Annotated in this window: 21 protein-coding genes; 14 read left to right on the forward strand and 7 right to left on the reverse strand. The window is 70.3% G+C overall.

Going from position 1 to position 24,255, the window contains the following annotated elements; genetic code table 11:
- Nucleotides 1-81 precede the first annotated feature (81 nt).
- The 4 genes from QN245_RS07520 (at nucleotide 82) to QN245_RS07535 (ending at nucleotide 4,222) form a co-directional block, all read left to right on the forward strand.
- The gene (locus QN245_RS07520; RefSeq protein WP_160965758.1) at nucleotides 82-1,332 is read left to right on the forward strand and encodes a porin; all 1,251 of its coding nucleotides are present in this window, start codon (nucleotides 82-84) and stop codon (nucleotides 1,330-1,332) included.
- 195 nt (nucleotides 1,333-1,527) lie between these two features.
- A complete protein-coding gene (locus tag QN245_RS07525) occupies nucleotides 1,528-1,845 on the forward strand; it encodes a hypothetical protein (protein ID WP_184447501.1) in 318 nt (105 codons plus the stop codon).
- Nucleotides 1,846-1,947: 102 nt separating this feature from the next.
- Nucleotides 1,948-2,637: a carbonic anhydrase gene (locus QN245_RS07530; RefSeq protein WP_184447502.1), complete on the forward strand. Its 690-nt coding sequence runs from the start codon at nucleotides 1,948-1,950 to the stop codon at nucleotides 2,635-2,637.
- Between the two features lie 10 nt (nucleotides 2,638-2,647).
- Nucleotides 2,648-4,222 (forward strand): SulP family inorganic anion transporter, encoded by a 1,575-nt coding sequence (locus tag QN245_RS07535; protein ID WP_425612922.1) that lies wholly within the window; start codon nucleotides 2,648-2,650, stop codon nucleotides 4,220-4,222.
- 389 nt (nucleotides 4,223-4,611) lie between these two features.
- Here QN245_RS07535 and nth read toward each other — a convergent pair whose 3' ends face one another.
- The 3 genes from nth to QN245_RS07550 are packed head-to-tail and all read right to left on the reverse strand — an operon-like array spanning nucleotide 4,612 to nucleotide 6,478.
- The gene (gene nth / locus QN245_RS07540; protein ID WP_160965763.1) at nucleotides 4,612-5,289 is read right to left on the reverse strand and encodes an endonuclease III; all 678 of its coding nucleotides are present in this window, start codon (nucleotides 5,287-5,289) and stop codon (nucleotides 4,612-4,614) included.
- Nucleotides 5,286-5,684, reverse strand: coding sequence for a hypothetical protein (locus tag QN245_RS07545; protein WP_317844969.1), 399 nt, complete (start codon nucleotides 5,682-5,684; stop codon nucleotides 5,286-5,288). Before QN245_RS07545 ends, nth begins: the two co-directional genes overlap by 4 nt.
- Before the next feature lie 11 nt (nucleotides 5,685-5,695).
- Nucleotides 5,696-6,478: an enoyl-CoA hydratase/isomerase family protein gene (locus QN245_RS07550; RefSeq protein ID WP_317844970.1), complete on the reverse strand. Its 783-nt coding sequence runs from the start codon at nucleotides 6,476-6,478 to the stop codon at nucleotides 5,696-5,698.
- Nucleotides 6,479-6,638: 160 nt separating this feature from the next.
- On the opposite strand from QN245_RS07550, the gene QN245_RS07555 reads away from it, so the two are divergent.
- The 4 genes from QN245_RS07555 (at nucleotide 6,639) to QN245_RS07570 (ending at nucleotide 10,125) form a co-directional block, all read left to right on the forward strand.
- Nucleotides 6,639-7,340 (forward strand): FKBP-type peptidyl-prolyl cis-trans isomerase N-terminal domain-containing protein, encoded by a 702-nt coding sequence (locus QN245_RS07555; protein ID WP_160965769.1) that lies wholly within the window; start codon nucleotides 6,639-6,641, stop codon nucleotides 7,338-7,340.
- 113 nt (nucleotides 7,341-7,453) lie between these two features.
- Nucleotides 7,454-8,254, forward strand: coding sequence for an NUDIX hydrolase (locus tag QN245_RS07560; protein WP_160965771.1), 801 nt, complete (start codon nucleotides 7,454-7,456; stop codon nucleotides 8,252-8,254).
- The gene (locus QN245_RS07565; RefSeq protein WP_317844971.1) at nucleotides 8,251-9,132 is read left to right on the forward strand and encodes a sulfurtransferase; all 882 of its coding nucleotides are present in this window, start codon (nucleotides 8,251-8,253) and stop codon (nucleotides 9,130-9,132) included. The genes QN245_RS07560 and QN245_RS07565 overlap by 4 nt, the downstream gene beginning before the upstream one ends.
- Nucleotides 9,133-9,219: 87 nt before the next feature.
- A complete protein-coding gene (locus QN245_RS07570; RefSeq protein ID WP_425612948.1) occupies nucleotides 9,220-10,125 on the forward strand; it encodes a DUF1684 domain-containing protein in 906 nt (301 codons plus the stop codon).
- Between the two features lie 83 nt (nucleotides 10,126-10,208).
- Here the strand turns inward: QN245_RS07570 and QN245_RS07575 are convergent, their stop codons facing one another.
- Nucleotides 10,209-10,799 carry an N-acetylmuramoyl-L-alanine amidase gene (locus QN245_RS07575; RefSeq protein WP_317844973.1) on the reverse strand — a complete coding sequence of 197 codons (591 nt, stop codon included), beginning with the start codon at nucleotides 10,797-10,799 and terminating at the stop codon, nucleotides 10,209-10,211.
- Nucleotides 10,800-10,821: 22 nt separating this feature from the next.
- Between QN245_RS07575 and QN245_RS07580 the strand changes: the two genes are divergently transcribed.
- From QN245_RS07580 to QN245_RS07595, 4 genes are all read left to right on the forward strand, one after another.
- Nucleotides 10,822-11,313: an MOSC domain-containing protein gene (locus tag QN245_RS07580; RefSeq protein ID WP_184447508.1), complete on the forward strand. Its 492-nt coding sequence runs from the start codon at nucleotides 10,822-10,824 to the stop codon at nucleotides 11,311-11,313.
- Nucleotides 11,310-11,837 (forward strand): alpha/beta fold hydrolase, encoded by a 528-nt coding sequence (locus QN245_RS07585; protein WP_160965781.1) that lies wholly within the window; start codon nucleotides 11,310-11,312, stop codon nucleotides 11,835-11,837. The genes QN245_RS07580 and QN245_RS07585 overlap by 4 nt, the downstream gene beginning before the upstream one ends.
- Entirely contained in the window at nucleotides 11,834-12,355 is a 522-nt protein-coding gene (locus tag QN245_RS07590) for a GNAT family N-acetyltransferase (protein ID WP_317844974.1), read from the forward strand. Before QN245_RS07585 ends, QN245_RS07590 begins: the two co-directional genes overlap by 4 nt.
- 170 nt (nucleotides 12,356-12,525) lie before the next feature.
- The gene (locus QN245_RS07595) at nucleotides 12,526-14,139 is read left to right on the forward strand and encodes an ABC-F family ATP-binding cassette domain-containing protein (RefSeq protein WP_160965785.1); all 1,614 of its coding nucleotides are present in this window, start codon (nucleotides 12,526-12,528) and stop codon (nucleotides 14,137-14,139) included.
- 191 nt (nucleotides 14,140-14,330) lie between these two features.
- Here the strand turns inward: QN245_RS07595 and QN245_RS07600 are convergent, their stop codons facing one another.
- Entirely contained in the window at nucleotides 14,331-15,161 is an 831-nt protein-coding gene (locus tag QN245_RS07600) for an oxidoreductase (protein WP_184447510.1), read from the reverse strand.
- An 89-nt stretch (nucleotides 15,162-15,250) separates the two neighbouring features.
- On the opposite strand from QN245_RS07600, the gene QN245_RS07605 reads away from it, so the two are divergent.
- Both QN245_RS07605 and rlmKL read left to right on the forward strand, forming a co-directional pair.
- Nucleotides 15,251-16,180: an AraC family transcriptional regulator gene (locus tag QN245_RS07605; RefSeq protein WP_317844975.1), complete on the forward strand. Its 930-nt coding sequence runs from the start codon at nucleotides 15,251-15,253 to the stop codon at nucleotides 16,178-16,180.
- Between the two features lie 329 nt (nucleotides 16,181-16,509).
- Nucleotides 16,510-18,684 carry a bifunctional 23S rRNA (guanine(2069)-N(7))-methyltransferase RlmK/23S rRNA (guanine(2445)-N(2))-methyltransferase RlmL gene (gene rlmKL, locus QN245_RS07610; RefSeq protein ID WP_317844976.1) on the forward strand — a complete coding sequence of 725 codons (2,175 nt, stop codon included), beginning with the start codon at nucleotides 16,510-16,512 and terminating at the stop codon, nucleotides 18,682-18,684.
- 223 nt (nucleotides 18,685-18,907) lie between these two features.
- Here rlmKL and QN245_RS07615 read toward each other — a convergent pair whose 3' ends face one another.
- Nucleotides 18,908-19,951 carry a response regulator gene (locus tag QN245_RS07615; RefSeq protein ID WP_317844977.1) on the reverse strand — a complete coding sequence of 348 codons (1,044 nt, stop codon included), beginning with the start codon at nucleotides 19,949-19,951 and terminating at the stop codon, nucleotides 18,908-18,910.
- 22 nt (nucleotides 19,952-19,973) lie between these two features.
- Complete coding sequence (locus QN245_RS07620) at nucleotides 19,974-24,050, reverse strand: CHASE domain-containing hybrid sensor histidine kinase/response regulator (protein WP_317844978.1); 4,077 nt, start codon at nucleotides 24,048-24,050, stop codon at nucleotides 19,974-19,976.
- Nucleotides 24,051-24,255 lie beyond the last annotated feature (205 nt).

Raw genomic sequence — 24,255 nt, forward strand, 5'->3', positions numbered from 1 at the left:
ATCTTTACAAATGGTCGGGCCATCGCACTGGGGCCGCACCGCACCCATACCACCCTGCCACCACCCATCGGAGACATCCTAATGCGTTCCCATCTTCTCGCCACGGCGATCCTCGCCAGCCTCGGCCTCGCGTCGGCGCCGCAGGCGTTCGCGGCGAAGGCCAAGGCCAGCAGCAACCCACCCGCCGTCAGCGCTGCCCAGCTGCAGCAGCTGCAGGCCCAGATCGAAGCGCTGCAGACCCAGGTCCAGCAGCTGCAGGCGCAGTCCGAAGCCCTGCAGGCGCAGTCCGACGCGCAGTCGGAAGTGAATGTCGTGCAGGCCCAGGCGACCGAAACGGCGCAGGCCAGCGCCGCCAAGGTCGACAAGCTCGCCAAGCTGGTCAACGACAACAAGATCGGCGGTCGCATGTTCTTCGACCTGACCAACATCGACCGCACCAGCGGCGGCGCCAAGACCGCCGCCAGCGGCACCGGTCTGGACGTCAAGCGCTTCTACCTGACCGTCGACCACAGCTTCAACGAGATCTGGTCGGCCAACCTGACCACCGACTTCCAGTACAGCTCGGCGCTGTCCAACACCCAGCTGTTCGTCAAGAAGGCCTACGTGCAGGGCAAGTTCGACGACGCCTTCGCGCTGCGCATCGGTGCCGCCGACATGCCGTGGGTGCCGTTCGTCGAGAAGTTCTACGGCTACCGCTACGTCGAGAACACCCTGACCGATCGCCTGAAGTACGCCAACTCCTCCGACTGGGGCCTGCACGCCTTCGGCGACCTGGGCTCGCAGGTCAACTACGCGATGTCGGTGGTCAACGGCGCCGGCTACAAGAACCCGACCCGCGGCAAGGGCATGGACGTGGAAGGCCGCGTGGCCTACATGCCGATGCAGAACCTGGCCATCGCCGTCGGCGCCTACTCGGGCAAGCTGGGCAAGGAAACCGACATCCTCGACGCGCAGCACGACTACACCCGCGCCGACGCGATGGTCGCCTACGCCGATTCCAACTTCCGTCTGGGCGGCGAGTACTTCCAGGCCAAGAACCTCAACAACGTGCTGACCCCGGCCACCGACAAGTCCAGCGGCTGGTCGGTGTGGGGTAGCGTGGCGCTGACCGACGGCGGCATCAACGCCTTCGCCCGCTACGACAAGACCGACCTGAGCAAGACCCTCGACCCGACCCTGGCCGACAAGTACTGGAACGTCGGCGTCGAGTTCCCGGTGCTGAAGAACCTGAAGCTGGCCACCGTGTACAAGTACACGCACCAGGACAACAACTCCAAGAAGACCGACGTGGAAACCAAGGAATTCGGCGTCTGGGGCGACCTGTCGTTCTGATTCGCGGATTCCCGCAGGTTGTACGAAAGGCGGCGCATTGCGCCGCCTTTCTTTTTTGCGGCGTGATCGCCGATGCCTGCACGATGGGCCCGTGCCGGGGTGCCTTTCACGGTTTGCGTCGACCGCCGTGGACGATGCGGTGAATTGTGCGGCGCAGCACTTGTCATCGACGACGCGCCTTCCTACTGTCGAACCATGCTCGCCCGCCTGTCCATGTTGATGTTGACCGCGTTGCTGGCGCTGTCCGCGCTCCGTGCAGGATCGGTCGTGGCGGCGGTGCCGGCGGCGCTGTGTGCGAGCGCCTGCGCCGGCGATGTCGACGCTGACCTCGATGGGGTGCCGCCCGAGCTGGACGCGCCAGCCGCCGATACCGATCCACACGACGCACCGCTTGCGGTCGCGCCGGCGTTGTTTCCGCCGACCCTCCTGATCCGGCCGATCTTGCCGGCGCCATCGGCAGCGCCTGGCCGCAGCTATCGCCGTCCCGCGCTGCGTCCTCCCTCTCCAGCCTGACGCCTGCATCGCCGCTGGCGATGCCGATCCTTCTCTGCTGTTTGCGTCTGCGTCGTGCCAAGTGCGGCACGGCCTCTCTCCCCCTGTGCCTGGAGATCCCCCATGCAACGTCTGCTCGACGGTTTTCGCCATTTCCGCAACGAGGTCTATCCCCGTCAACGCGGGCTGTTCCGGCAACTCGCCGCCGGCCAGACCCCGCACACGCTGTTCATCACCTGCGCCGATTCGCGGGTGATGCCGGAACTGATGTTCGCCGCGCAGCCCGGCGAGCTGTTCGTCTACCGCAACATCGGCAATGTGGTGCCGCCATACTCGCAGCACGTCAGCGGCGTGGTCGCGGCGATCGAGTACGCGGTGGCGGTGCTGCAGGTCGAGCACATCGTGATCTGCGGCCATACCGATTGCGGCGCGATGAAGGCCGTGCTCAATCCCGCATCCCTGCAGGACGTGCCGACCGTGGCGGCCTGGCTCAAGCACACCGACAGCGCGCGCCAGGTCGCCGCGCAGCACGGCCATGCCGCCCATGCCGAGGATGCGCTGCACTGCCTGACCGAGGAGAACGTCGTGTCGCAGCTGGACCACCTGCGCACGCAGCCGGTGGTGGCGGCGCGGCTGGCGCGCGGCGCCCTGCGTATCCACGGCTGGATCTACGACATCGGCCATGGCGAGATCCGCGCCTTCGACGCGGAGCAGGGGCGGTTCCTGCCGCTGCTGCCGGAAGCGGGCCGGCGCCCGCCCGATGCCACGCCGCCGCCGCGGCTGGCCCCGGTCCTGCGCAACGTCGCCGTCTGAGGAGCCGCCTATGCAAACGATGACAGAGCACGCTCCGGCCGGCGCTTCCGCGCTGGCCCGTTACCTGCGCGGCGGCGCCTTCGGTCGCGACCTGCTGGCCTCGGTGGTGGTCTTCCTGGTCGCCTTACCGCTGTGCATGGGCATCGCGATCGCGTCGGGCATGCCGCCGGCCGCCGGCCTGATCACCGGCATCGTCGGCGGCCTGGTGGTCGGGCTGATCGCCGGCTCGCCGTTGCAGGTCAGCGGTCCGGCCGCAGGCTTGGCGGTGCTGGTATTCGAGTTGGTGCGCACGCACGGGGTGGCGGCGCTGGGGCCGGTGATCCTGCTGGCCGGTGCGATCCAGCTGGTGGCCGGGTTGTGCCGCGCCGGCGTGTGGTTCCGCATGACCTCGCCGGCGGTGGTCGCCGGCATGCTCTCGGGCATCGGCATCCTGATCGTCGCCTCGCAATCGCACGTGCTGCTGGATGCGGCGCCGAAGGCGCGCGGCCTGGAGAACTTCGCCGCCTTGCCGGCGGCGCTGTGGCGCGCGCTGGATGCAGGCGTCGGCCGCGTCGCCTTGCTGATCGGTCTGGGCACCATCGCGATCATGCTGGCGTGGGAGCGGCTGCGCCCGCAGCGCTTGCGCTTCGTCCCCGGCGCCTTGTTGGCGGTGGTGGCGATGACCGCGCTGGTGCAAGCGCAGGGGCTGGATGTACGCAAGGTCGACGTGCCGGCTAACCTGCTCTCGGCGATCCGGGTGCCGAGCCTGGACGACATGCTCGGCGTGCTCGATGCCACGCTGCTGCTGTCGGCGCTCACCTTCGCCTTCATCGCCAGCGCCGAGACGCTGTTGTCGGCGGCGGCGGTGGACCGCATGCATCAGGGACCGCGAACCCAGTACGACCGCGAACTGGCCGCGCAGGGCGTGGGCAACATGCTGTGCGGTTTGCTCGGCGCGTTGCCGATGACCGGCGTGATCGTGCGCAGCGCGGCCAACGTGCAGGCCGGCGCGGCCACCCGCGTCTCCACCATGCTGCACGCGGGCTGGTTGCTGGTGTTCGCGCTGCTGCTGCCGTGGCTGCTGCGGATGACGCCGGTGGCGTGCCTGGCCGGCATCCTGGTCTACACCGGGCTGAAGATGGTCAAGCTGGGGCAGGTGCGCGACCTGGCCGCGTACGGCCGCGGCACCGCTGCGATCTACCTGGCGACGACCTTCGCCATCGTCGCCACCGACCTGCTGACCGGCGTGCTGATCGGTTTTGCGTTGTCGCTGCTGCGCCTGGCGCTGCAGCAGTCGCGGCTGACGGTGGGAGTGCATGCGCACGAAGACGCCGGCGGCACGGATGCCGGTACTGGTCCTGGCAAGTTGCGCCTGTCGCTGGAGGGGTCGGCCACCTTCCTGCGCGTGCCGACCATGGCGCGGACCCTGGAGCGGCTGCCGCCGAACACCGAGTTGCATCTGGACGTGGCGCGGCTGCGCCACGTCGACCACGCGTGCCTGGAACTGCTGCGCGACTGGAGCCGCAACGCCGCGGCGCGCGGCTGCGCCCTGGTGGTGGACTGGAAGGAACTGGACCGGCGCGTGGAAGGGCAGCGTGCGGCGTAGTGGATGTCGTGGCCGGCAGTGTTCCGGTTGGCCATTCGAAATGCTGCAGGCGCGCTTTTCAACCGCGACGGACGTAGGTGGATAGTGTTTGCTGCGGACATTGTCGCGGCTGAAGCCGCTCCTACAAGTGCTGCATCCAGCGAGCGTTCCAGGTGGAGTTGTAGGGGCGGTTTCAACCGCGACGAGCGCAGCGATAGGTTCACGGTGTCGGCTGCTGTCGGGGCTGAAGCTCCTCCCACAACATCAGGTTTCGGCTCGCGGAACGCTATTGTAGGAGCGACTTCAGTCGCGACGAGCGCAGCGGCGGACGTCGCGTGGCGTACACGTTGCCGGCGCCGACATTGCCGGGCGCTGCACCGGCCAATGCTCAAGACACTGATGCAGCCCACTCAACCCGGCGTCTTGTCCTTGTACCGGCATAGGTCGCGGATCGCGCACTGCGGGCAGTCGGGCTTGCGTGCCTTGCACACGTAGCGGCCGTGCAGGATCAGCCAGTGATGCGCGTCGTGCAGGAACTGCGCGGGTACGCGTTTGAGCAGGGCATCCTCCACCGCACGCACGTCCTTGCCTGGGGCCAGCCCGGTGCGGTTGGCGACGCGGAAGATGTGCGTATCCACCGCCATCGTCGGTTCGCCGAAGGCGGTGTTGAGCACCACGTTGGCGGTCTTGCGGCCGACCCCGGGCAGCGCTTCCAGCGCGGCGCGCGAATGCGGCACCTCGCCGCCGTGCTGCTCGACCAGGATGCGGCAGGTGGCGATGACGTTCTTGGCCTTGGCGTTGAACAGGCCGATGGTGGAGATGTAGCGCTTCAGCCCGTCCTCGCCCAGCGCCAGGATCGCCGCCGGCGTGTTCGCCACCGGATACAGGCGGCGGGTGGCCTTGTTGACGCCGACATCGGTGGCCTGCGCGGAGAGGATCACCGCGATCAGCAGTTCGAACGGCGTGGTGTACTCGAGCTCGGTGGTCGGGCTGGGGTTGAGTTCGGACAGACGCGAGAACAGTTCGTGGATCTCGTCCTTGCTCAGCAGGCGTCCGCGCCGTGCAGGCGCGCCGGCGGTCGCGCTCATCGGCCGCCTCGCTGCGCGGCCTTGGCCTTGGCGCGGGCCAGGATCGCCGCGGCCGCCGCGGGCAGGGCCGGCGCGCTCGGTGCGGCCGTGGTTGCGGCCGAGGTCGAGGCAACCGGTATGGTTGCCGCACGCCGTGCCTGGCGCGCGTTGGCAAGGCGTTCCAGCCGCGCAGTGCGCGCCCGGTAGCGCGCGCGCGCGGCCCACGCCTCGCGCAGGCGCTGCTGCGCGGCGAGCACCTGCGCGCGCAGATGCGGATGCGCCGGGTCCAAGCCATCGTCGCCGGGGTCGGTGCCGCGGTACTCCATCAGGCCGCCGTCGATCGCGGCATCCAGATCGTCGTCCAGGATCCAGCGCAGCAACTGCAGCGGCGTGGCGGGAGCGGGGGCGTGCGACATCGTGCGCGGGCTCAGCGGTTGCGGAACTGCGGCGGGCGCCGCTCCAGGAAGGCGCGGGTGCCCTCGCGCATGTCCTCGCTGGAGAACAGCAAACCGAACTGTGCGGTCTCGTACTCCAGCCCCTGTTCGATCGCGCTTTCGCCGCCGATCTGGATCGCGTCGAGGATGCCGCGCAACGCCAGCGGTGCGGACTCGGCCAGTTGCTGCGCCAACTGCAGCGTGGTCGCACGCAGGTCGTCGGCCGTCACCACCCGGTTGACCAGGCCCAGCTGCAGCGCGCGCGTCGCGTCGATCGGCGCGCCGAGCAGGCACAGTTCCAGCGCCGCGGCGCGGCCGACCAGCCGCAGCAGGCGCTGCGTGCCGCCGAAGCCGGGAATCAGCCCGAGGTTGATCTCCGGCTGGCCCAGGCGCGCGCCCTCGGCGGCGACGCGCAGGTGGCAGGCCATCGCCAGTTCCAGCCCGCCGCCGAGGGCGAAACCGTTGACCATCGCCAGCACCGGCTTGGGCATGCGCTCGATCCGGCGCATCAGGCGCTGGCCGAGCTGCGAGAAATCGCGGCCCTGCACCGGTGTCAGTTCGTTCATTTCGGCGATGTCGGCGCCGGCCACGAAGGCCTTCTCGCCGGCGCCGGTCAGCACCACCACGCGGATCTGCGGGTCGTCCGCGGCCTCGGCGAAGGCCGTCTCCAGTGCCTGCAAAACCTGGCGATTCAAGGCGTTGAGCTTGTCGGCTCGATTCACGGTGAGGATGCGGATCGCACCCTGGGTATCGGCGAGGACCGGCGTGCCGGACATGTGCATTCCTGGTTGTTAAAAAAAAGTAATGGGAACTCTGGGCGGGCCGCGCCAGTCAGAGCAGCGTCGTCGGTAGCGGTTACGCGCCGCGGCGGCTATCCTAACGCGTCATCTCAGGCGGCACGGGCCGCCCTGTGCCACCACCCTGGAGAATTGTTTGATGAAGTTGCGTTCTATTGCGGTCGCTGTCGCGGCCCTCGCCCTGAGCGGCAATGCGTTCGCCCAGGACACCTCGTCCGAGAAGGGCAAGCTGAGCTATTACTTCGGCTACGACTACGGCAACAACCTTGCCGAACTCACCGGCCGCGGCGAGCAGCTCGATATCAATGCGGTGGTGAAGGGCTTGCAGGACGCCTACGCCAAGAAGCAGCCGGCGGTCAGCGCCGACCAGCTGAAGCCGGCGGTGGAAGCGTTCCAGAAGCGCGAGCAGGCCCGCGCCCAGCAGGCCAAGGCCGACTACGAGAAGGCCGCTGCCGAGAACAAGACCAAGAGCGACCAGTTCATGGCCCAGAACAAGGCCAAGGCTGGCGTGCAGACGCTGCCCAGCGGTGTGCAGTACCGCGTGATCGAGGCCGGCAAGGGCGCCAAGCCGACCCAGGCCAGCACGGTGCAGCTGGAAGTGGCTGGTCCGTATCCGTTCGGCCAGCGTCCGGCGCAGGCGCGTCCGGCGCAGCAGATTCCGTCGATCAAGGTCAGCGAAGTCGAGATGCAGGCCATGCGCGACACGCTGCTGCAGATGCCGGCCGGCTCCAAGTGGGAAGTGACCCTGCCGCCGGACAAGGCCTACGGTGCCGACCCGCGTACGCCGTTCCCGCCGAACGTGGCGGTGCAGTTCGAGATCAAGCTGGTCAGCGTCAAGTAAGCACGCTGTTTCAGTGCACGACGATTGCGCCGGCAGCGATGCCGGCGCAATTTTTTTTGGCAGGCAACGACGGCGCCGACGAATCGCGCTAGGCTGGCAAGGTGTCGAATCCGATGGATCCCGTTCCGCATGCCCCGCTCACGCCTTGCATCGGTATCTGCCGTCTCGATGCGCAGGGCTATTGCGTGGGCTGCCTGCGCAGCGGCGACGAAATCGCAGGCTGGCGCGGCATGAGCGACGCCGAACGCCGCCGCTACATGGACGAGGTGCTGCCGGGCCGCGGCTGGTCGCCGTCGCCGGCGCAGCGTCTGGCCGAACGCGCGCATCTGCTGCGCGCGCTGCACCCATTGCAGCAGCCGCCAGCGGGGCCGGGCTGGAACCACCACGAATTGCAGGACCTGCTGCCGGACGGCGCGCCGGTGGAAGCGGCGGTGCTGGCCGGCCTGGTGCCGCGCGCCGATGGCACCCATGTGCTGTTGACCCGGCGCACCGACAGCCTGCGTCACCACGGCGGCCAGGTCAGTTTCCCCGGCGGCCGCATCGAGGCGAGCGACGCCGATGCGGTGGCCGCGGCGCTGCGCGAGAGCGAGGAAGAGATCGCGCTGGCGGCGACGCAGGCCGAGCCGTTGGGTTACCTGGATCCGTTCGTCACCATCAGCGGCTTCCGGGTGATGCCGGTGGTCGCGGCGATCGATCCGCGCTTCGTGCCGCAGCCGCATCCGGGCGAGGTGGCGGAGGTGTTCGAAGTGCCGCTGGCCTACCTGATGGCGCCGGACAACCTGCGCAGCATCGAGACCGATTACCGCGGACGCCCGCGGGTCGTGCTGGAGTACGGCTGGCCCGGCCAGCGGATCTGGGGCGCGACCGCGGCGATCCTGCTCAACCTGCGCCGCCGATTGGAGCAAACCGCATGACCGCAACGTCCCCCGCATGGCACACCCTGGTCGAGGCGCCGACGCTGGCGGCGGCGCTGGACGATCCCGATCTGCGCCTGGTCGACGCGCGCTTCGCGCCAGCCGCGCTGCTCGATCCGAGCGCCGCCGCGGCGGCACGTGCGGCGTACGCGCAGTCGCACCTGCCCGGCGCGGTCTACGCCGATCTCAACGCCGATCTGTCCGATCTTGGCCGTCCCGGCCTGGGCCGGCACCCGCTGCCGGACGCCGCCGCGTTCGCGCGCACCCTGGGTCAATGGGGTATCGGCCCGCAGCACCAGGTGGTGGTGTACGACGCCGGCGACGGCAGCATGGCTGCCGCCCGCTTGTGGTGGATGTTGGGACTGCTCGGCCATCGCCGTGTCGCGGTGCTCGACGGCGGCCTGGCCGAATGGCGCCGGCTGGGCCTGCCGGAAACCGACGCGGTCACCGCGCCGTCGCCGCTGCCGCCGTATCCGCAGGCCTTCGATGCGGCGCGCATCGTCTCTGCCGAGGAGGTCGCTGCACGCTTGCACGAGGCGCCGGGCTGGTTGTTCGATGCGCGCCCCGGCGAACGCTTCCGCGGCGAGGTAGAGCCGATCGACCCGCTGCCCGGGCACGTGCCGGGCGCGCTCAACCGGCCGCTGGCGCAGAACCTGCGCGACGGTCGCCTGCGCCCGGCGCAGGAACTGCGCGCGGAGTTGCAGCCGCTGCTGCAGGGCCGCGATCCGCGCGAGGTGGTGCTGATGTGCGGCTCGGGCGTCACCGCCTGCCATCTGCTGTTGGCGCTGGAACACGCCGGCCTGCACGGCGCGCGCGTCTATGCCGGCTCCTGGAGCGGCTGGATCGCCGATCCGGCGCGGCCGCGCGCCATCGGCTAGGGCCGGCGTCGGCGCATACGGAACGCATGCACGATGACACGCGACCGGGGCGGCACCATGCGTTGGCGTGAGGCCTGCGGGCTGGCGATGCTGTTGGGCCTGGCCGCCTGCGGCGACCGACGCGCGGCGGACGATGGCGCCGATGCCTCGCCGCGCGCGCAATCGGCCACGCACTATCGCGAATCTGTGCAGCGAGGCCGCGCGCAGCGCCTGGCGACGCTGCGCGCACCGTCGGGCTGGTTGAGTTTCACCGGCTCCGGCCGCCTGCATAGCGGCCTGCACCGGGTCGGCAGCGCACCCGACAACGACGTGCAGTTGCCGGCCGGTCCGGCGCATCTGGGCGTGCTGCAGGTGGATCTGCAGGACGGCGTGCATTTCCAGCCCGCGGCGGACGCGACGGTGCAGGTGAACGGCCAGCCGTTCGCTGGTGGCCGCCTGGAGACCGACGCGGCGCACGACACCCAGACCCGCTTGATGCTGGGTGCGCAGGAGTTCTACGTGGTGCGCACCGGCAACCTGTTCGGCTGGCGCTTCCGCGATCCGCAAGCGCCGGCGCGCGAACGCTTCCCCGGCATCGACTACTTCCCGATCGATCCGCAGTGGCGGGTGGTGGCCGACTGGCATCCGGTGCCGGCGCCGCAGGCGATGGTGCTGCTCACCTCGATCGGAACGCCGCAGCCGCTGGCGTTGGTCGGCAGCGCAGAATTCGTTCTGCAGGGGCGGCGCTACCGCCTGCAGGTGCTGCGCGACGGCGCCAGCCAGCGCCTGTTCCTGCCGTTCTCCGATCGCACCAGCGGCCGCGAGAGCTATGGCGGCGCTCGTTATCTGTTCGTGCCGACGCCGCAGGGCGACCGCATCGTGCTGGACTTCAATCTGGCGCAGAACCCGCCATGCGCGTTCACCTCGCACGTGGTGTGTCCGCTGGCGCCGGTCGGCAATCGCCTGGACGTGGCGGTGACCGCCGGCGAGAAGAACTACGTCGGCGCGCGCTGAGCGCGCGTGGAAAATCGCGTAGGAGCGGCTTCAGCCGCGACCGGACCGTTCCCGGTGAAGTCCGGTCGCGGCTGAAGCCGCTCCTACGCTGGGGCGCGATCAACGGGTGGCGCATACGGCGCCAGCGCCACCGCCTCCAGCACCTGCGGCCACGGGAAGCGGGGTCCCGGATCGAGCTTGCGCTGTACCTGCCGCGTCGGATCGTCGCTGGCCGGTTCCAGGCTGCGGTCCAGTGCTTCGTGTCCGGCGATGTGGCGCAGTTTCGGCAGTTCAGTACGCAACTGCTGCAACAGCCGGATCAGCGCCTGGATCTGCGCCGGAGCGTAGTCCTCGGTCATCGCCTGGTGGCGCGAATCCAGCCACAGCGGATAGCGCCCGCGGTTGACCAGTTCGATGCCCAGCGACTGTTGGTTGTAGCCGCGCACGTGGTGTGCGATCCGCTGCAGCGGCACGTAGCGGTGCACGCTGCCGTCGCGATCGATGTAGAAATGGCCGCTGTTGCCGGTGCCCGATGGATACAGCACGCGTTCGCCGTACAGGCGCGCGCTGGCCAGGTCCGGCAGTTCGGTGCAGTGGATCACCGCCAGCGTGATGCTGTCCGGCGCACGCTCCTCCAGCAGTCCGACGTAGGGCAGGGGCGCATCGTGGATCGGCAACGGCGAGGTGGGCGGCATGCGCGGATGCTAGCATTCGCCGATGACCCTGAATTCCGAAAGCCCGCTGGCGACCCTGCTGGCCACACTGCCGCGCGCCGGACGCGTGGAATGGATCGGCCTGCGCCCGGCGCGCGACGTGCCGATGCACGAAGTCGACGCCGCTGCGGCGCAGACCGAGGGCGGCCTGCACGGCGACCGCTACGCCGGCCGCAACGGCAAGCGCGGCGTGACCCTGATCCAGGCCGAACACCTGCCGGCGATCGCCGCGCTGGCCGGCCATGCGACAGTGGCGCCGGCCACCCTGCGACGCAACGTGGTGGTCTCCGGCATTCCGCTGATCGCCCTGAAGGGGCGCCGTTTCCGGATCGGCGAGGTCGAGCTGGAAGGCATCGCGCCGTGCGATCCGTGCTCGCGCATGGAGCAGGCGCTGGGGCCGGGCGGCTATAACGCCATGCGCGGCCACGGCGGACTGTGCGCGCGTATCGTGCACGGCGGCACGCTGCGGCTGGGCGATGCGGTGGTGGCGCTGTGAGCCGCGGCCACTGCATCCTCTCGCACGGCTTCGAGAGCGGGCCGGACGCGATCAAGGTGACCGCATTGGCCGAGGTGGCCGAACGCCTGGGCTGGAGCCACTCGCGCCCGGACTACACCGACCTGGACGCGCGCCGCGACATCAGCCCGCTCGGCGACGTGCCGACGCGGCTGCAGCGCCTGCTGGAACTGGCGCAGGCCGCGGCGCAGCGCGGACCGGTCGTTCTGGCCGGTTCCAGTCTCGGCGCCTACATCGCCGCGCAGGTGTCGCTGCACGTGCCGGTGCGCGGCCTGTTCCTGATGGTGCCGCCGACGCGGATGGGCCACATGCCGGCGCTGGATGCGGCAGCGGTGCCGATCTCGGTGGTGCACGCCTGGCGCGACGAACTGATTCCCGCCGGCGAGGTGATCGCCTGGGCGCAGGCGCGCGCCGCGCGGCTGCTGCTGGTCGACGACACGCACCGCCTGGGCGAGCACGTGGCGACCTCGGCGCAGGCCTTCGCCGAACTGCTGGAGCGCCTGTGAGCGCACCCGATGCGCTGCTGCTGCGCGCCGAGCGGCCGGCCGACGCGGCGGCGATCGAGGCGCTGACCCTGGTCGCCTTCTTCCGCGTCGCAGACAGCCGCCACGACGAGCAGGCCATCATCGAACGGCTGCGCGCGGACGGCGCGCTGACCCTGTCGCTGGTGATCGAGCACGACGGTTACGTCGTCGGCCACGTCGCGGTGTCGCCAGTGAGCCTGTCCGACGGCAGCCGCGGCTGGTACGGCCTGGGGCCGCTGTCGGTGGGACCAGGCCACCAACGTCAGGGCCTGGGCACGCGGCTGGTGCGCGAGGCGCTGGCGCAGTTGCAGGCGCTGGGCGCGGCAGGCTGCGTGGTGCTGGGCGACCCGGCGTACTACGCACGTTTCGGTTTCAGCCCGGAACCCGGGCTGACCCTGCCGGGTGCGCCGCTGGATGCCTTCCAGGCGCTGGCCTTCGGCGAGCGCCTGCCGCCGATGGCCGAGGTGGCCTACCACCCGGCATTTCTGTCCGCTGCCTGAGCCAGCGCGGCGCGCCGTGGCCCTTCGGGCGCGCGGTGCGCTAGCATCGTCCCGCGTCCCACCCATCGAGGAACTCCGCCGATGCGCCATTGATGCCGCCGTCTTCGCGACGGCCTTCGTCCTTCCTGCCGATCTCTCGGCGGGCACGACCGGCATCCATGGAGGTTCCCATGACGCATCCGCTGCTTGCGCTGGACAGCGCGACCCATGTTCTGCCCGACGGCAGGATCCTGTTTTCCGATCTGCACTTTGCGCTCGATGCGCGGCGCACCGGCCTGGTCGGCCGCAACGGCGTCGGCAAGAGCGTGTTCGCGCGCCTGCTCGCCGGCGAACTGACCCCCAGCGCCGGACGCTGCGTGCGCCACGGCCGCCTGCATTACGTGCCGCAGCAGATTGCGCCGGCGCCGCACGCCACCGTCGCCGACCTGGCCGGCGTGGGCGCTGCGTTGCGGGCGCTGGCACGGATCGAGGCCGGCAGCGCCGACGTGGCGGATTTCGACGCGCTCGGCGAGCGTTGGGACATCGCCCAGCGCCTGCAGGCGCAGCTGCACGCGCACGACCTGGGCGCGCTGGAGCCGCAACGCTTGGCCAGCACGCTCAGCGGCGGCGAGACGATGCGGGTGGCGCTGATCGGCGCCTGGCTGGCCGATGCCGATGCGCTGATCCTGGACGAGCCGACGCTGCACCTGGACGCGGCGCAGCGCCAGCGCCTGCGCGAGGCGCTGCAGCGCTGGCCGGGCGGCCTGCTGGTGATCAGCCACGATGCGTTGCTGCTGCAGGACATGCAGCGCACGCTGGAACTGTCGCCTGGCGGGCTGCGCGACTACGGCGGCGACTACGCGTTCTACCTGCAGTGCCGGGCGCGCGAGCGCGACGCCGCGCAGGCCGAACTGGCGCAGCACAAGCTGCAGCACGCGCGCGACAGCGTCGCCTGGCAGGCGCAGCACGATCGACAGCAGCGCCGCAGCGCACGTGGCCGGCAGCAGGCCGGCACGGCCAACCAGGCGCCGATCCTGCTCGGCCGGCAGAAGCAGCGCAGCCAGGACAGCGCCGGCAAGCGCGTGCGCGACCACCAGGCCACGCAGGCGCGCAGCCTGGCGCGGATCGCCGAGGCCGCGCGTCAGGTGCAGCCCGATGCGCCGGTGGCGCTGTTCGCGCCGCCGCCGGCCGATGCGGCCAGCCGCCGCCTGGTCGAGCTGCAGGCGCTGCGACTGCCGTTCGCGCCGGCGACACGGCAGCCGCTGGACCTGGTGGTGCAGGGCAGGGCACGGATCGGCGTGGTGGGAGCGAACGGCAGCGGCAAGTCGACCCTGCTGCGCGCGCTGGCCGGGCAGGTGGCGGCGCTGTCCGGCAGTTGCCGGGTGCGCGCCGCCAGCGCCTATCTGGACCAGTCGTTGATGCTGCTGGACCCGGCCGCCACCGCGCTGGCACAGGTGCAGGCCGCGGCACCCGGCATCGCGCTCGCCGAGCTGCGCACGCGGCTGGCCCTGCTCGGCCTGGACGCGCAGCGCATCGGCGTGGCCTGCGGCCAGCTCAGCGGCGGCGAACGGCTGAAGACCGCGCTGGCGTGCGCCTTCTACCGCACGCCGCCGGCCGAGTTGTTGTTGCTGGACGAGCCGGACAACCACCTGGACCGCGAGGCTCGCGACGCGCTGCGCGCCGTGCTGTTGCAGTATCCCGGCGCGCTGCTGGTGGTGTCGCACGATGCGGACTTCCTGGACACGCTGCGCCTGCAACAGCGCCTGCAGGCCGATTCCGAGGCGTGGCGGCTGACGCCGTGGTGAGTGGATGCGGCGGCGTCGCCGCGCTGGCGGCGTACTCGTGTCGTCCGGCGGCCTGGCGGTTGTGCGGCGTGCGGGAACGGGGGTGGACGGCCAATGCGCCCGCGCGTCGTGGCTCCCTGCAGCGCTGCTGCCTGCACCGTGGGGCGATGGTGGCGAGGTTGCGCCTCGCCAGGCGCTCCGTCGGTGCTCGCTCAGGCATCGGTGGCACGGCTCACTGCCTCCCATGCGGCGATATCCGCCTTCAGGCGGTCGAGCTTGTCGCGCACCAGGGCCAGCGCGTCGCTACCCAGCAGCAGGTGCGCGGGCGGCGCAGGCGCGTCGATCAGCGCCAGCATGGCCTGCGCGGCCTTGGCCGGGTCGCCGAGCTGGCGGCCGCTCTTGGCCTGGCGGGCGTCGCGGATCGGATCGAACAGCGCATCGTAGTCGGCGATGCTGCGCGGCGTCCTGACCATCGAGCGGCCCGCCCAGTCGGTGCGGAACGACCCCGGCGCCACCGCCGTCACGTGGATGCCCAGCGCGGCGACCTCCTGTCCCAATGCCTCGGAAATGCCCTCCAGCGCGAACTTGCTGCCGCAGTAGTAGGCGATGCCGGGCATGGTGATGAAGCCCCCCATCGAGGTGATGTTGACGATGTGCCCGCGGCGCCGCTGGCGCATGGAGGGCAGCACCGCCTGCATCATCGCCACGGCGCCGACCACGTTGACCTCGAGTTGGCGACGCAGGGCGTCCAGCGGCGACTCCTCCAGGATTCCCTCGTGGCCGTAGCCGGCATTGTTGACCAGCACGTCCAGCGGCCCGACCGTGGCTTCGATCTCGGCGACGATGCCGGGAATGGCGTCGACGTCGGTGACGTCCAGCACACGGGCGAGCGCCGCCGCGCCCAGCGCCTCGACCTCCTGCCGCGCCTGCGCGCTGCGCACGGTGCCGACGACGCGATGTCCGGCCGCCAGCGCCGCCTGGGCCAGCGCGCGGCCGAAGCCGCTGCTGGCGCCGGTGATGAGCAAGGTTTTCTGCGGCGCCATGGCACGCTCCTGAGGGGATGAGCGGCGAATGATGCGATGATCGACGCGCCGGTCCGATGCCGCGATCTCTGCAATTCTTGCCTGTTTCTATGACTGCCGTCGCCAGTACCGTGGAATTGCTGCGTGCCCTGGCGCCGCAGGAGGGCTACAACCTGACCGCATTGCCGGATGTGCGGGTGCTGCGTTCGGACCGGCCGTTGACCGACACGCCGGTGCTGTACGACCCGGGCATCGTCATCGTCTGCCAGGGCGCCAAGCGCGGCCATTTCGGCGAATCGGTGTTCGTCTACGACGAGCAGCACTATCTGTCCGTCGCCGTCCCGGTGCCCTTCACCATGCAGTCCGACGGCAGCGCGGAGCGGCCGTTGCTGGCGCTGTACCTGCATCTGGATTTCCCGCTTGCGGCGGGGCTGCTGGTCGAGCTCGACCAGATCGGTCCGGTGCCGGAGGCGCAGGCGCCGGCGAGCATGGTGTCCAGTCCGATGGACGACACCTTGCGGCAGATCGTGCAGCGCCTGCTGCAGGTGCTGAGCCGTCCGCTGGACGCGGCGATCCTCGGCCGCGCCCTCGTGCGCGAGCTGTACTTCCGCGTGCTGACGGGCCCGCAAGGCCACGGGCTGCGCGCGGCGCTGGCGCAACAGGGCCACTTCGGCCGCATCGGTCGCGCCCTGCGGCGCATCCACCGTGACCACGCCCAACGGCTCGACGTCGCGCAGCTGGCGCGCGAGGCCGGGATGAGTACGCCCTCGTTCCATGCGCATTTCAAGGCGGTGACCCAGGTCGCGCCGATGCAGTATCTGAAATCGATCCGCCTGCACCAGGCACGCCTGCTGATGGCACGCGAGGGCATGACCGCCGCGGCCGCCGGCCACGCGGTGGGCTATGAGAGCGCATCGCAGTTCACCCGCGAGTTCAAACGTCTGTTCGGCCGGCCGCCGATGGCGGAGGCACGGCGCCTGCGCGCCGATTTCGCGGTACCGCCGGCCATGCCCGGCGCAGGATTCGTCGCCTCGCATTGAGCGATGCGGCGCGCGCCAAGGCTGCAGTGTCCGTGGCGCCGCCGGCACACCTGCCACGGCGCGGGTCGGTCGCGGCGTGAGCGGCAACGGGCGACGTCGCTGTACCAGGCGCGCGAGGCCCGTGACGGTCGCGGCGCGCATGACGCCAGGGCGTTGCGCGCCTGGCAGGGGCGCACAGGCCCTGTGGTATTCTGCGCGCCGTTGCGGTGCGGCGCGTTCGCGTGCTCACCCCCGATCCGCGGCCGCGGCAACGCCGGATCCGGCGCTGCGATGCGCCACGCGCGCGGTGTCCGCCGTGCCTCCCTCCCGTCTGTCCTGGTCCGCCTTCCGTGAAATTCTTCGTCTCCTGTGCCAAGGGCCTGGAATACCTGCTCGTCGATGAGCTGCTCGCGCTCGGCGCGGCGCAGGCCACCGCCACCGTCGCCGGGGTCAATGCCGAAGGCACCCTGCAGGACGCGCAGCGCGCGGTGCTGTGGTCGCGCCTGGCCAGCCGCGTGCTGTGGCCGCTGCAGTCCTTCGATTGCCCCGACGAGGCGGCGTTGTACGCCGGCGTGGCCGCGCTGCCGTGGCGCAACCATCTGGCGCCGCAGCACACCCTGGCGGTGGACGCGCATGTGTCCGGCACCGGCATCACCCACGCGCGCTTCGCGGCGCAGCGGGTCAAGGATGCGGTGGTGGACACGCTGCGCGGCGAGGGCCTGGAGCGGCCGTCGGTGGACGTGGAGCACCCGGACCTGCGCCTGAACCTGTCGCTGCGCAAGGGCCGCGCCACGCTGTCGGTGGACCTGGGCGGCGGCTCGCTGCATCGGCGCGGCTGGCGCCAGGCGCAGAACGAGGCGCCGCTGAAGGAGAACCTGGCCGCGGCGGTGCTGCTGCGCGGGCAGTGGCCGGCGCTGTACGCGCAGGGCGGTGGCCTGCTGGATCCGATGTGCGGCAGCGGTACGCTGCTGATCGAAGGCGCGCTGATGGCCGCCGATGTCGCACCGGGCCTGCTGCGTGGCGAACTGGCGGCGCAGCAGCGCGGCGACGCCGATGCGGACGCCGCGCCGAGCCGCTGGCTGGGGTTCGATGTGGCGGCCTGGCGCGGGTTGTTGGCCGAGGCGCGGCAGCGCGCCCAGGTGGGTCGTGCCGCGTTGCGGCCGGTGCTGTACGGCAGCGACATCGATCCGCATGCGCTGCGCGCGGCGCGCGAGAACGCGCTGGCGGCCGGCGTGGTCGAGGCGATCGCCTTCGCCGTGCACGACGTCGTCGCGTTGCCTGCGCCGGCGCAGGCACTGGGTACGGTGGTGTGCAACCCGCCCTACGACGAGCGCCTGGCCGCCGACGCGGCGCTGTACCGGCGCCTGGGCGATGCGCTCAAGCGCGCGGTGCCGCAGTGGCGCGCCAGCCTGCTGTGCGGCAGCGACGAACTGGCCTATGCCACCGGCCTGCGCGCGGCCAAGAAGTACCAGATGTTCAACGGCGCGCTGGAATGCCCGCTGATCGTCTGCGACCCGATCGCGATCGCGCCGCGGGCCGGTGCTAGCGAAGAACCGCGTGCGCTCAGCGATGGTGCGCAGATGGTCGCCAACCGCCTGCGCAAGAACCTGCGCAAGTTCAAGACCTGGCGCACGCGCGAGCGGATCAGTTGCTACCGCGCCTACGATGCCGACCTGCCCGAGTACGCGGCGGCGATCGACGTGTACCAGGAGGACGGCGGCCAGGCGCGCACTTTCCTGCACGTGCAGGAGTACGCGGCGCCGGACAGCATTCCCGATGTGGACGTGCGCCGCCGCCGTAACGAACTGCTGGCGGCCGTGCGCGAGGTGTTCGCGGTGCCGGCCGAACAGGTGGCGCTGAAGACCCGCGAGCGCGGCAAGGGCGGCAGCAAGTACGGCCGCTTCGAACAGCGCGGCGAGTTCCTGGTGGTGCGCGAGCACGACGCGCTGCTGCGGGTGAACCTGTTCGACTACCTGGATACCGGACTGTTCCTCGACCACCGTCCGCTGCGCGGGGTGATGGCGCAGCAGGCGCGCGGCAAGCGCTTCCTCAACCTGTTCTGCTACACCGGCGTGGCCAGCGTGCAGGCGGCGGTAGCCGGCGCCGATTCCACCACCAGCGTGGATCTGTCCGGCACCTACCTGCAGTGGTGCGCAGACAACCTGGCGTTCAACGGCAAGGGCGGCGCCCAGCACCGGTTGGTGCAGGCCGACGCGCTGAGCTGGCTGGAAGCGGAGAAGAACCGCTACGACGTGATCTTCTGCGACCCGCCGACCTTCTCCAACTCCGCGCGCGCCGAGGATTTCGACATCCAGCGCGAGCATGTGCGGCTGTTGCGCGCGGCGGTGGCGCGGCTGATGCCCGAAGGCGTGCTGTACTTCTCCAACAATTTCCGCCGCTTCAAGCTGGACGAGAACGCGCTGGCCGAGTTCGCGGTGTGCGAGGAGATCAGCGCGCAGACCATCGACGCCGATTTCGAGCGCAACCCGCGCATCCACCGCGCCTGGCGCTTGCAGCGGCGCTGAGCGCGCGGCGCCGCGTCTGTTTTTGTGGGAGCGGCTTCAGCGCGATGGCGTTACCGGTAACGCCCGTCGCGGAGCGTAGTGCGCTGTTCCTTCTCCATCCGGGAGAAGGTGCCCCGAAGGGGCGGATGAGGGTACGGGCGAAGCCTCGTGTCCTCCATCTCTGCGAGTCGCTTCGCGCCGTACCCTCACCCCAACCCCTCTCCCGGGGGGAGAGGGGCTTATATCAGCTGCCGTGGTGCCGCAGCGTGGCCTGCGCCTTGCCGCGTTGCGGCAGGTCTTCCTCCGCCTCGCGCTCGCTCCAGTAGTGCTGGATCTGCAGGATCTGCGGCAGGATCGCCTCGAACAACTGCACCAGGCGCGGCTCGAACTGGCTGCCTGCCTTTTCGCGGAACAGCTCCATCGCCTGTTCCAGCGGCCACGCGTCCTTGTACGGGCGCGGCGAGGTGAGGGCATCGAACACGTCGGCCAGCGCCACGATGCGTGCCGATTCGGGAATCTGCGTGCCGGAGACGCCGGCCGGGTAGCCGCCGCCGTCCCAGTGCTCGTGGTGGTACAGCGAGACCTCGGCGGCGAGGCGGAACAGCGGCGCGCTGCTGCGGCTGAGGATGTCGTAGCCGATCCGCGGGTGCCGCTTCATCACCTGCCACTCGGCGGCGTCCAGCGGACCGGGCTTCTTCAGCACCGCATCGGGAATGCCGATCTTGCCGGTGTCGTGCATCGGCGCGGCCTGTTCCAGCAGATCGGCGTCCTCGCGCGTCCAGCCGGCGGCCAGCGCCAGCGCACGGGCGTAGGCGGCCATGCGCCAGATGTGGGTGCCGGTGTCCGAGTCGCTGTAGTGGCCGGCCATGCCCAGCATCTCGATCGCGTCGCGGTGGCTGTCAGCCAGAATGGTGGCGCTGACCAGCGACAGGTGGGTGCGCACCCGCGCGCGCAGGATGCTCGGCGAGTAGGGCTTGGTGATGTAGTCCACGCCACCGGCGTCGAACCCGATGCTCTCGTCGGTGGCCTTGTCCTTGCCGGTGACGAAGATGATCGGGATCGCCGCGCTGCGCGCATCTTCCTTGAGGGTGCGGGCGAGGGTGTAGCCGTCGACGTCGGGCAGGTCGACGTCCAGCAGGATCAGCGCCGGGCGGTGCTTGGCCACCCCGCGCAGGGCTTCGGCACCGTTCTTGGCGAACACCAGCGCGTAGTCCTCGCGCAGAAGCTGCCGGATCAGCGCCAGGTTGCTGGGTTCGTCGTCGACACACAGGATGCACGGTTGGGTCATGGTGATCTCTCGTTACGCGCGCTCAGTCGTGTGCATTGGCCAGCCATCGCCTGATTCTGGCCTCGGCCTCGCGGAAGGAAAAATTCTCCAGCAACTGCTGCAGCTCGGCGGCCTGCGCCGCCGGCAGGACGGGCGCCAGTTGCCGCAGCGTGTGGTCGATGCGGTCCGGATCGTCGCTGTCCAGCGCCTGCAACACCTGGTACCAGGACGCCTGCAGCGTCGCCGGGTCCACCTTTGCGTCGGATGCTGGCGCAGGTGCCGTCGCGACCGGGATGGTATCGGCGAAGCGCAGCACTTCTGCAGCGGTGTCGGCCATCGCTGCGGCCAACGCGGCGATCTCCGCCTCGGCCTGCGTCGGCGCCGTGCCCAACCGCTCTTCGAGTGCGGCGCTGGCGACGCTCAACGCAGGCAACGCCAGCGATCCGGCCGAACCGCGCAACTTGTGTACCAGCGAGAGGGCGTCGGCCGGCCGCTGCGCCTCCAGCAGGGTGCGCACGCTCGCCGCCGGATCGGGATACTCCTGCAACAGCTTCAGCAGATAGCGCCGATACGGATCGCGCTCGCCCCACAGCCGCTGCGCCTGGACGGTATCGAGCAATGCCGGCTCGCTGGCCGGCCATTCGTCCGCCGGCAGCGCGGACGGTGGCGGCGCAAGCGGCAGTAGCGGCAGCGGGGTCAGGTTCGGCGGCAGGAACCGGCGGATGATCGCGATCAGTTCGTCGACCTGGAACGGTTTGGCGATGAAGCCGTTCATGCCGCTGGACAGCGCCATCTCTTGTTGCTGGCGGTAGGCGCCGGCGGTGAGGGCGATCACCGGCACGGCGGCCAGGGCCGGATCGGCGCGCAGTTGCCGGGTGGCTTCGTAGCCGTCCATGGTCGGCATCTGCACGTCCATCAGCACCACGTGGAAGCGGCCGGGATCGCGGCGTAGCCGCTGCAACGCCTGTGCGCCGTCCTGCGCCAGATCGACCAGTGCGCCTTCGCCTTCGAGGATGCGCTGCGCGACCTCGCGGTTGATGTCGCTGTCGTCGACCACCAGCAAGCGCGCCCCGGCCAGGCGCACGATGCCGTCGCCGGTCTGCGGCGCGGGCATCTCGCCGTTGCGGCGCGCCAGCAGCATGGCGATGGTGCGCTGCAGGGCCGAGGCGGTGACCGGCTTGGTCATCACCGCATCCACGTCGGCGACGCCAGGCTGCTGCTCCTGGATCATGCGCCGCTCGTAGGCGGTGACCATGACGATGATCGGCTGCCGGTCCGGCGCCGATTGCGCGCGGATGCGCTGGGCCACGCTCAGCCCGTCCAGGTCCGGCATGCGCCAGTCCAGCAGGATCACGTCGAACTCGGCGCGTTCCGGCGCGGCGGCGGCCAGTGCGGCGGTGCCGCTGGACACCGCTTCCACCTGCCAGCCGAAGCCGTTGGCGATGTCGGTCAGGCTGCGTCGTACCAGGTCGTGGTCGTCGGCGATCAGCACCCGCCGCGCCTGCGCCGGTTCGGCATCGGCGGCCGGCGCCGGCGTCACCGCGAACGGAATGACGAAGTAGAAATCGCTGCCCTGGCCGGGTGCGCTCTGGACTTCCAGTTGCCCGCCCATCAGCTCCACCAGGCGCCGGCTGATGGTCAGGCCCAGGCCGCTGCCGCCGTAGCGGCGGCTGGTGGAGGTATCGGCCTGCAGGAACGGCGAGAAGATCAGGCTCTGCTTCTCGCGCGGGATGCCGATACCGGTGTCGCGCACCGAGAACAGTAGCTTGAGCTTGCCGGGTTCGGCACCGGGGAAGGCGCGGACCGACAACGCCACCTCGCCCTGTTCGGTGAACTTGATGGCGTTGCCCACCAGGTTGATCAGCACCTGGTTCAGGCGCAGCGCATCGCCGCGCAGCCAGCGGCAGCCCGGCGGCAGTGGCTCGACGATCATCTCCACCGGCTTGGCGCTGGTCGCCGAGGTCATCAGTGCGGCGATGTTCTCCAGCAACTCGTTGAGATCGAACGGCGCCGATTCCAGGTCGATGCGCCCGGACTCGATCTTGGAGAAGTCGAGGATGTCGTTGATGATCTCCAGCAGGTTGCGCGCGGACAGCTCGATCTTCTGGATCATGTCCTGCGCCGCCTGCGACAGGGCGCTGTGCCGCAATAGGTACAGCATGCCCAGGATCGCGTTCATCGGCGTGCGGATTTCGTGGCTCATGTTGGCCAGGAAGTCGCTCTTGGACTGGTTGGCGCTCTCGGCCGCGTCGATGGCCAGCCGCAACTCGCGCTCGCGGCGTTTCTGCTCGGTGAGATCGACCGCGATGCCGAGGTAGCCGATCACCCGGTCGTCGTCGTCGCGCAGCGTGCTCAGGGTGAGCAGCACCGGGAAGGCATGGCCGTCCTTGCTCAGGTAAGTCCACTCGCGGGTATCGCTGCGTCCCAGCGTGGACAGCGCCGCCACCGATTCGAACGAGGGCTGCACCGGCATGCCCGATTGCGCCGCCATGCGCTCGGCGCGCGCGCTCAGTTGTTCCGCGTCCAGGAACAGGCCGGTGGCCTTGCGCCCGATCATTTCGTGCGCGGCGTAGCCGAGCAGGGTTTCGGCGGCAGGGTTGAACAAGGTGATGACGCCGTCCGGGTCGGTGGCGACGATCGCGTAGCCGGCGTTGGTCAGGATCGCGCGCTGCAGCGCCGAATAGGTGACCAGTTCGGTGGTGCGTTCGGCCACCTGTTGCTCCAGCGTGGCGTTCAGCTCCAGCACCCTTGCCTGCGCGCGCACTTGCTCGGTGACGTCGTGCAGCAGGTGCGAATGCCCGATGATGTCGCCACCGGTCCCGACGATCGGCGAAACGCTGGCCAGCACGCTGACCGTGTGACCGTCGCGATGACGCAGTTCGCGCACTCCGTCCCCGCTGTCGGCCGGATCGCGGATCCGCGCGCCGAGCAACTGCTGCAGCGGCTGGCCGATGGCCTGCTCCGGGGTGTAGCCGAAGATGCGCGTCGCCGCAGGGTTCCAGTGGGTTATCTGGCCCTGCAGGTCTTCGGCAACGATCGCCTCGCTGGTGCCGGCGACCAGGGCTGCCAGTTGGCTCTGCTCGCTCAAGATCAGGTCGCGGCGGCGCCGGCTGGTCAAGAAGACATAGAGCAGGGAGGCGAGCAGGAGCGCGATGCCCGCGGTCAGCACGCCTGCCAGCAGCGGCGAGGGCTGGTCGAGCGAGCGCACGAAGCCGGGCGTGGCCTGTGCGCCGAGTCGCCACTGCCGCCCATAGACCTGCACGCTGCGCTCGGCGGCGGGGGCGTCGGCCGCGGGCGCAGGGGCGGCATCACGATAGAACGGCTGTGTCGGCGTCTGGCTGTCGGCCAGGCTCAGGCGCACGGCGTTGCTGTGATCGTCGGAGGAGGCCAGCACCTCGGCGATGCTCAATGGCGCGTAGGCCCAGCCGGTGGTGGCCTGCCAGCGTTGTTCCGGGGTCTGCAGCGGCAGGCCTTCGCGGTACAGCGGCAACAGCAGCAGGAAGCCGCCCTTGCCCTTGCCCGGCGTCTGCACCAGTTGCACCGGCGCGGTGATCGTGGGAACGCCCGAGCGCGCGGCGGCGATCGCTGCCGCGCGCCGCCTCGGCTCCGACGCGATGTCGAAGCCCTCCGCGGCGTTGTTGGACCGCGTCGGCTGGATGTAGACGATGACGAAGCGGTCGCCGGTGTGCGGAGCCAGTTCGCCGATCCGCAGCGACGGCGCGCCGTCGGCATGCACCTGCTGCAGGAATGCGGCCTCGTCGGCACGCGCCACCCGTTGCACGTAGCCGAAACCGCGCACGCCGGGAAACTCCCGCAGGTAGTCGCGCGAAGCGCTGTAGCGGGCGAAGCGATCGCGCGAGATGCGCTCGCCGCCGGCCGCGATCACCGCGCCGCGCGCGCCGCGCAGGCCATGCTCGTACACGTCCAGGCGTTGCCGCAGATCGCTGGTCACATGCGTGACCAGTTGCTGGAACCGCGCCTGCGCCTGGGCGCGGTTGCGTTGTTGCACGCCGTGCGCGATCAGCAGCGCGGCAAGCAACCCGATGGCCAGCACGGCCAGGGCGGCGAGCCGCGCCGGTCGCGCAGGACCGGCGACGGGTGTCCAGCGTTTTTTCGACATGCTCCCCTTCCTTTGGCGAACGCGCATTCGGCACGCGCATCGGCTTTCCCCCGACCGATTGCGGAATGGCGTTCACAGTGGTGGCGAACGTTCCGCGGGCCGTGCCCCAACGCTAGCGCGGGTGCTGCGGTCACGCCAGCCCTGGCGACGAAAGAGCCTCGGCGTGTCTACACCTTGCTGCGTGGATGGCACGGTGTGTCGCGGG

The organism is Xanthomonas rydalmerensis (genome assembly GCF_033170385.1).
In the GTDB taxonomy this organism is placed as follows: Bacteria; Pseudomonadota; Gammaproteobacteria; order Xanthomonadales; family Xanthomonadaceae; genus Xanthomonas_A; species Xanthomonas_A rydalmerensis.

What these genes read in the sequence shown, in the direction of transcription:
- QN245_RS07520 (WP_160965758.1), top strand. Translation starts at nt 82, where the DNA reads ATGCGTTCCCATCTTCTCGCCACGGCGATCCTCGCCAGCCTCGGCCTC.
- QN245_RS07525 (WP_184447501.1), top strand. Translation starts at nt 1,528, where the DNA reads ATGCTCGCCCGCCTGTCCATGTTGATGTTGACCGCGTTGCTGGCGCTG.
- QN245_RS07530 (WP_184447502.1), top strand. Translation starts at nt 1,948, where the DNA reads ATGCAACGTCTGCTCGACGGTTTTCGCCATTTCCGCAACGAGGTCTAT.
- QN245_RS07535 (WP_425612922.1), top strand. Translation starts at nt 2,648, where the DNA reads ATGCAAACGATGACAGAGCACGCTCCGGCCGGCGCTTCCGCGCTGGCC.
- nth (WP_160965763.1), bottom strand. Translation starts at nt 5,289, where the DNA reads ATGAGCGCGACCGCCGGCGCGCCTGCACGGCGCGGACGCCTGCTGAGC.
- QN245_RS07545 (WP_317844969.1), bottom strand. Translation starts at nt 5,684, where the DNA reads ATGTCGCACGCCCCCGCTCCCGCCACGCCGCTGCAGTTGCTGCGCTGG.
- QN245_RS07550 (WP_317844970.1), bottom strand. Translation starts at nt 6,478, where the DNA reads ATGTCCGGCACGCCGGTCCTCGCCGATACCCAGGGTGCGATCCGCATC.
- QN245_RS07555 (WP_160965769.1), top strand. Translation starts at nt 6,639, where the DNA reads ATGAAGTTGCGTTCTATTGCGGTCGCTGTCGCGGCCCTCGCCCTGAGC.
- QN245_RS07560 (WP_160965771.1), top strand. Translation starts at nt 7,454, where the DNA reads ATGGATCCCGTTCCGCATGCCCCGCTCACGCCTTGCATCGGTATCTGC.
- QN245_RS07565 (WP_317844971.1), top strand. Translation starts at nt 8,251, where the DNA reads ATGACCGCAACGTCCCCCGCATGGCACACCCTGGTCGAGGCGCCGACG.
- QN245_RS07570 (WP_425612948.1), top strand. Translation starts at nt 9,220, where the DNA reads ATGCTGTTGGGCCTGGCCGCCTGCGGCGACCGACGCGCGGCGGACGAT.
- QN245_RS07575 (WP_317844973.1), bottom strand. Translation starts at nt 10,799, where the DNA reads ATGCCGCCCACCTCGCCGTTGCCGATCCACGATGCGCCCCTGCCCTAC.
- QN245_RS07580 (WP_184447508.1), top strand. Translation starts at nt 10,822, where the DNA reads ATGACCCTGAATTCCGAAAGCCCGCTGGCGACCCTGCTGGCCACACTG.
- QN245_RS07595 (WP_160965785.1), top strand. Translation starts at nt 12,526, where the DNA reads ATGACGCATCCGCTGCTTGCGCTGGACAGCGCGACCCATGTTCTGCCC.
- QN245_RS07600 (WP_184447510.1), bottom strand. Translation starts at nt 15,161, where the DNA reads ATGGCGCCGCAGAAAACCTTGCTCATCACCGGCGCCAGCAGCGGCTTC.
- QN245_RS07605 (WP_317844975.1), top strand. Translation starts at nt 15,251, where the DNA reads ATGACTGCCGTCGCCAGTACCGTGGAATTGCTGCGTGCCCTGGCGCCG.
- QN245_RS07615 (WP_317844977.1), bottom strand. Translation starts at nt 19,951, where the DNA reads ATGACCCAACCGTGCATCCTGTGTGTCGACGACGAACCCAGCAACCTG.
- QN245_RS07620 (WP_317844978.1), bottom strand. Translation starts at nt 24,050, where the DNA reads ATGTCGAAAAAACGCTGGACACCCGTCGCCGGTCCTGCGCGACCGGCG.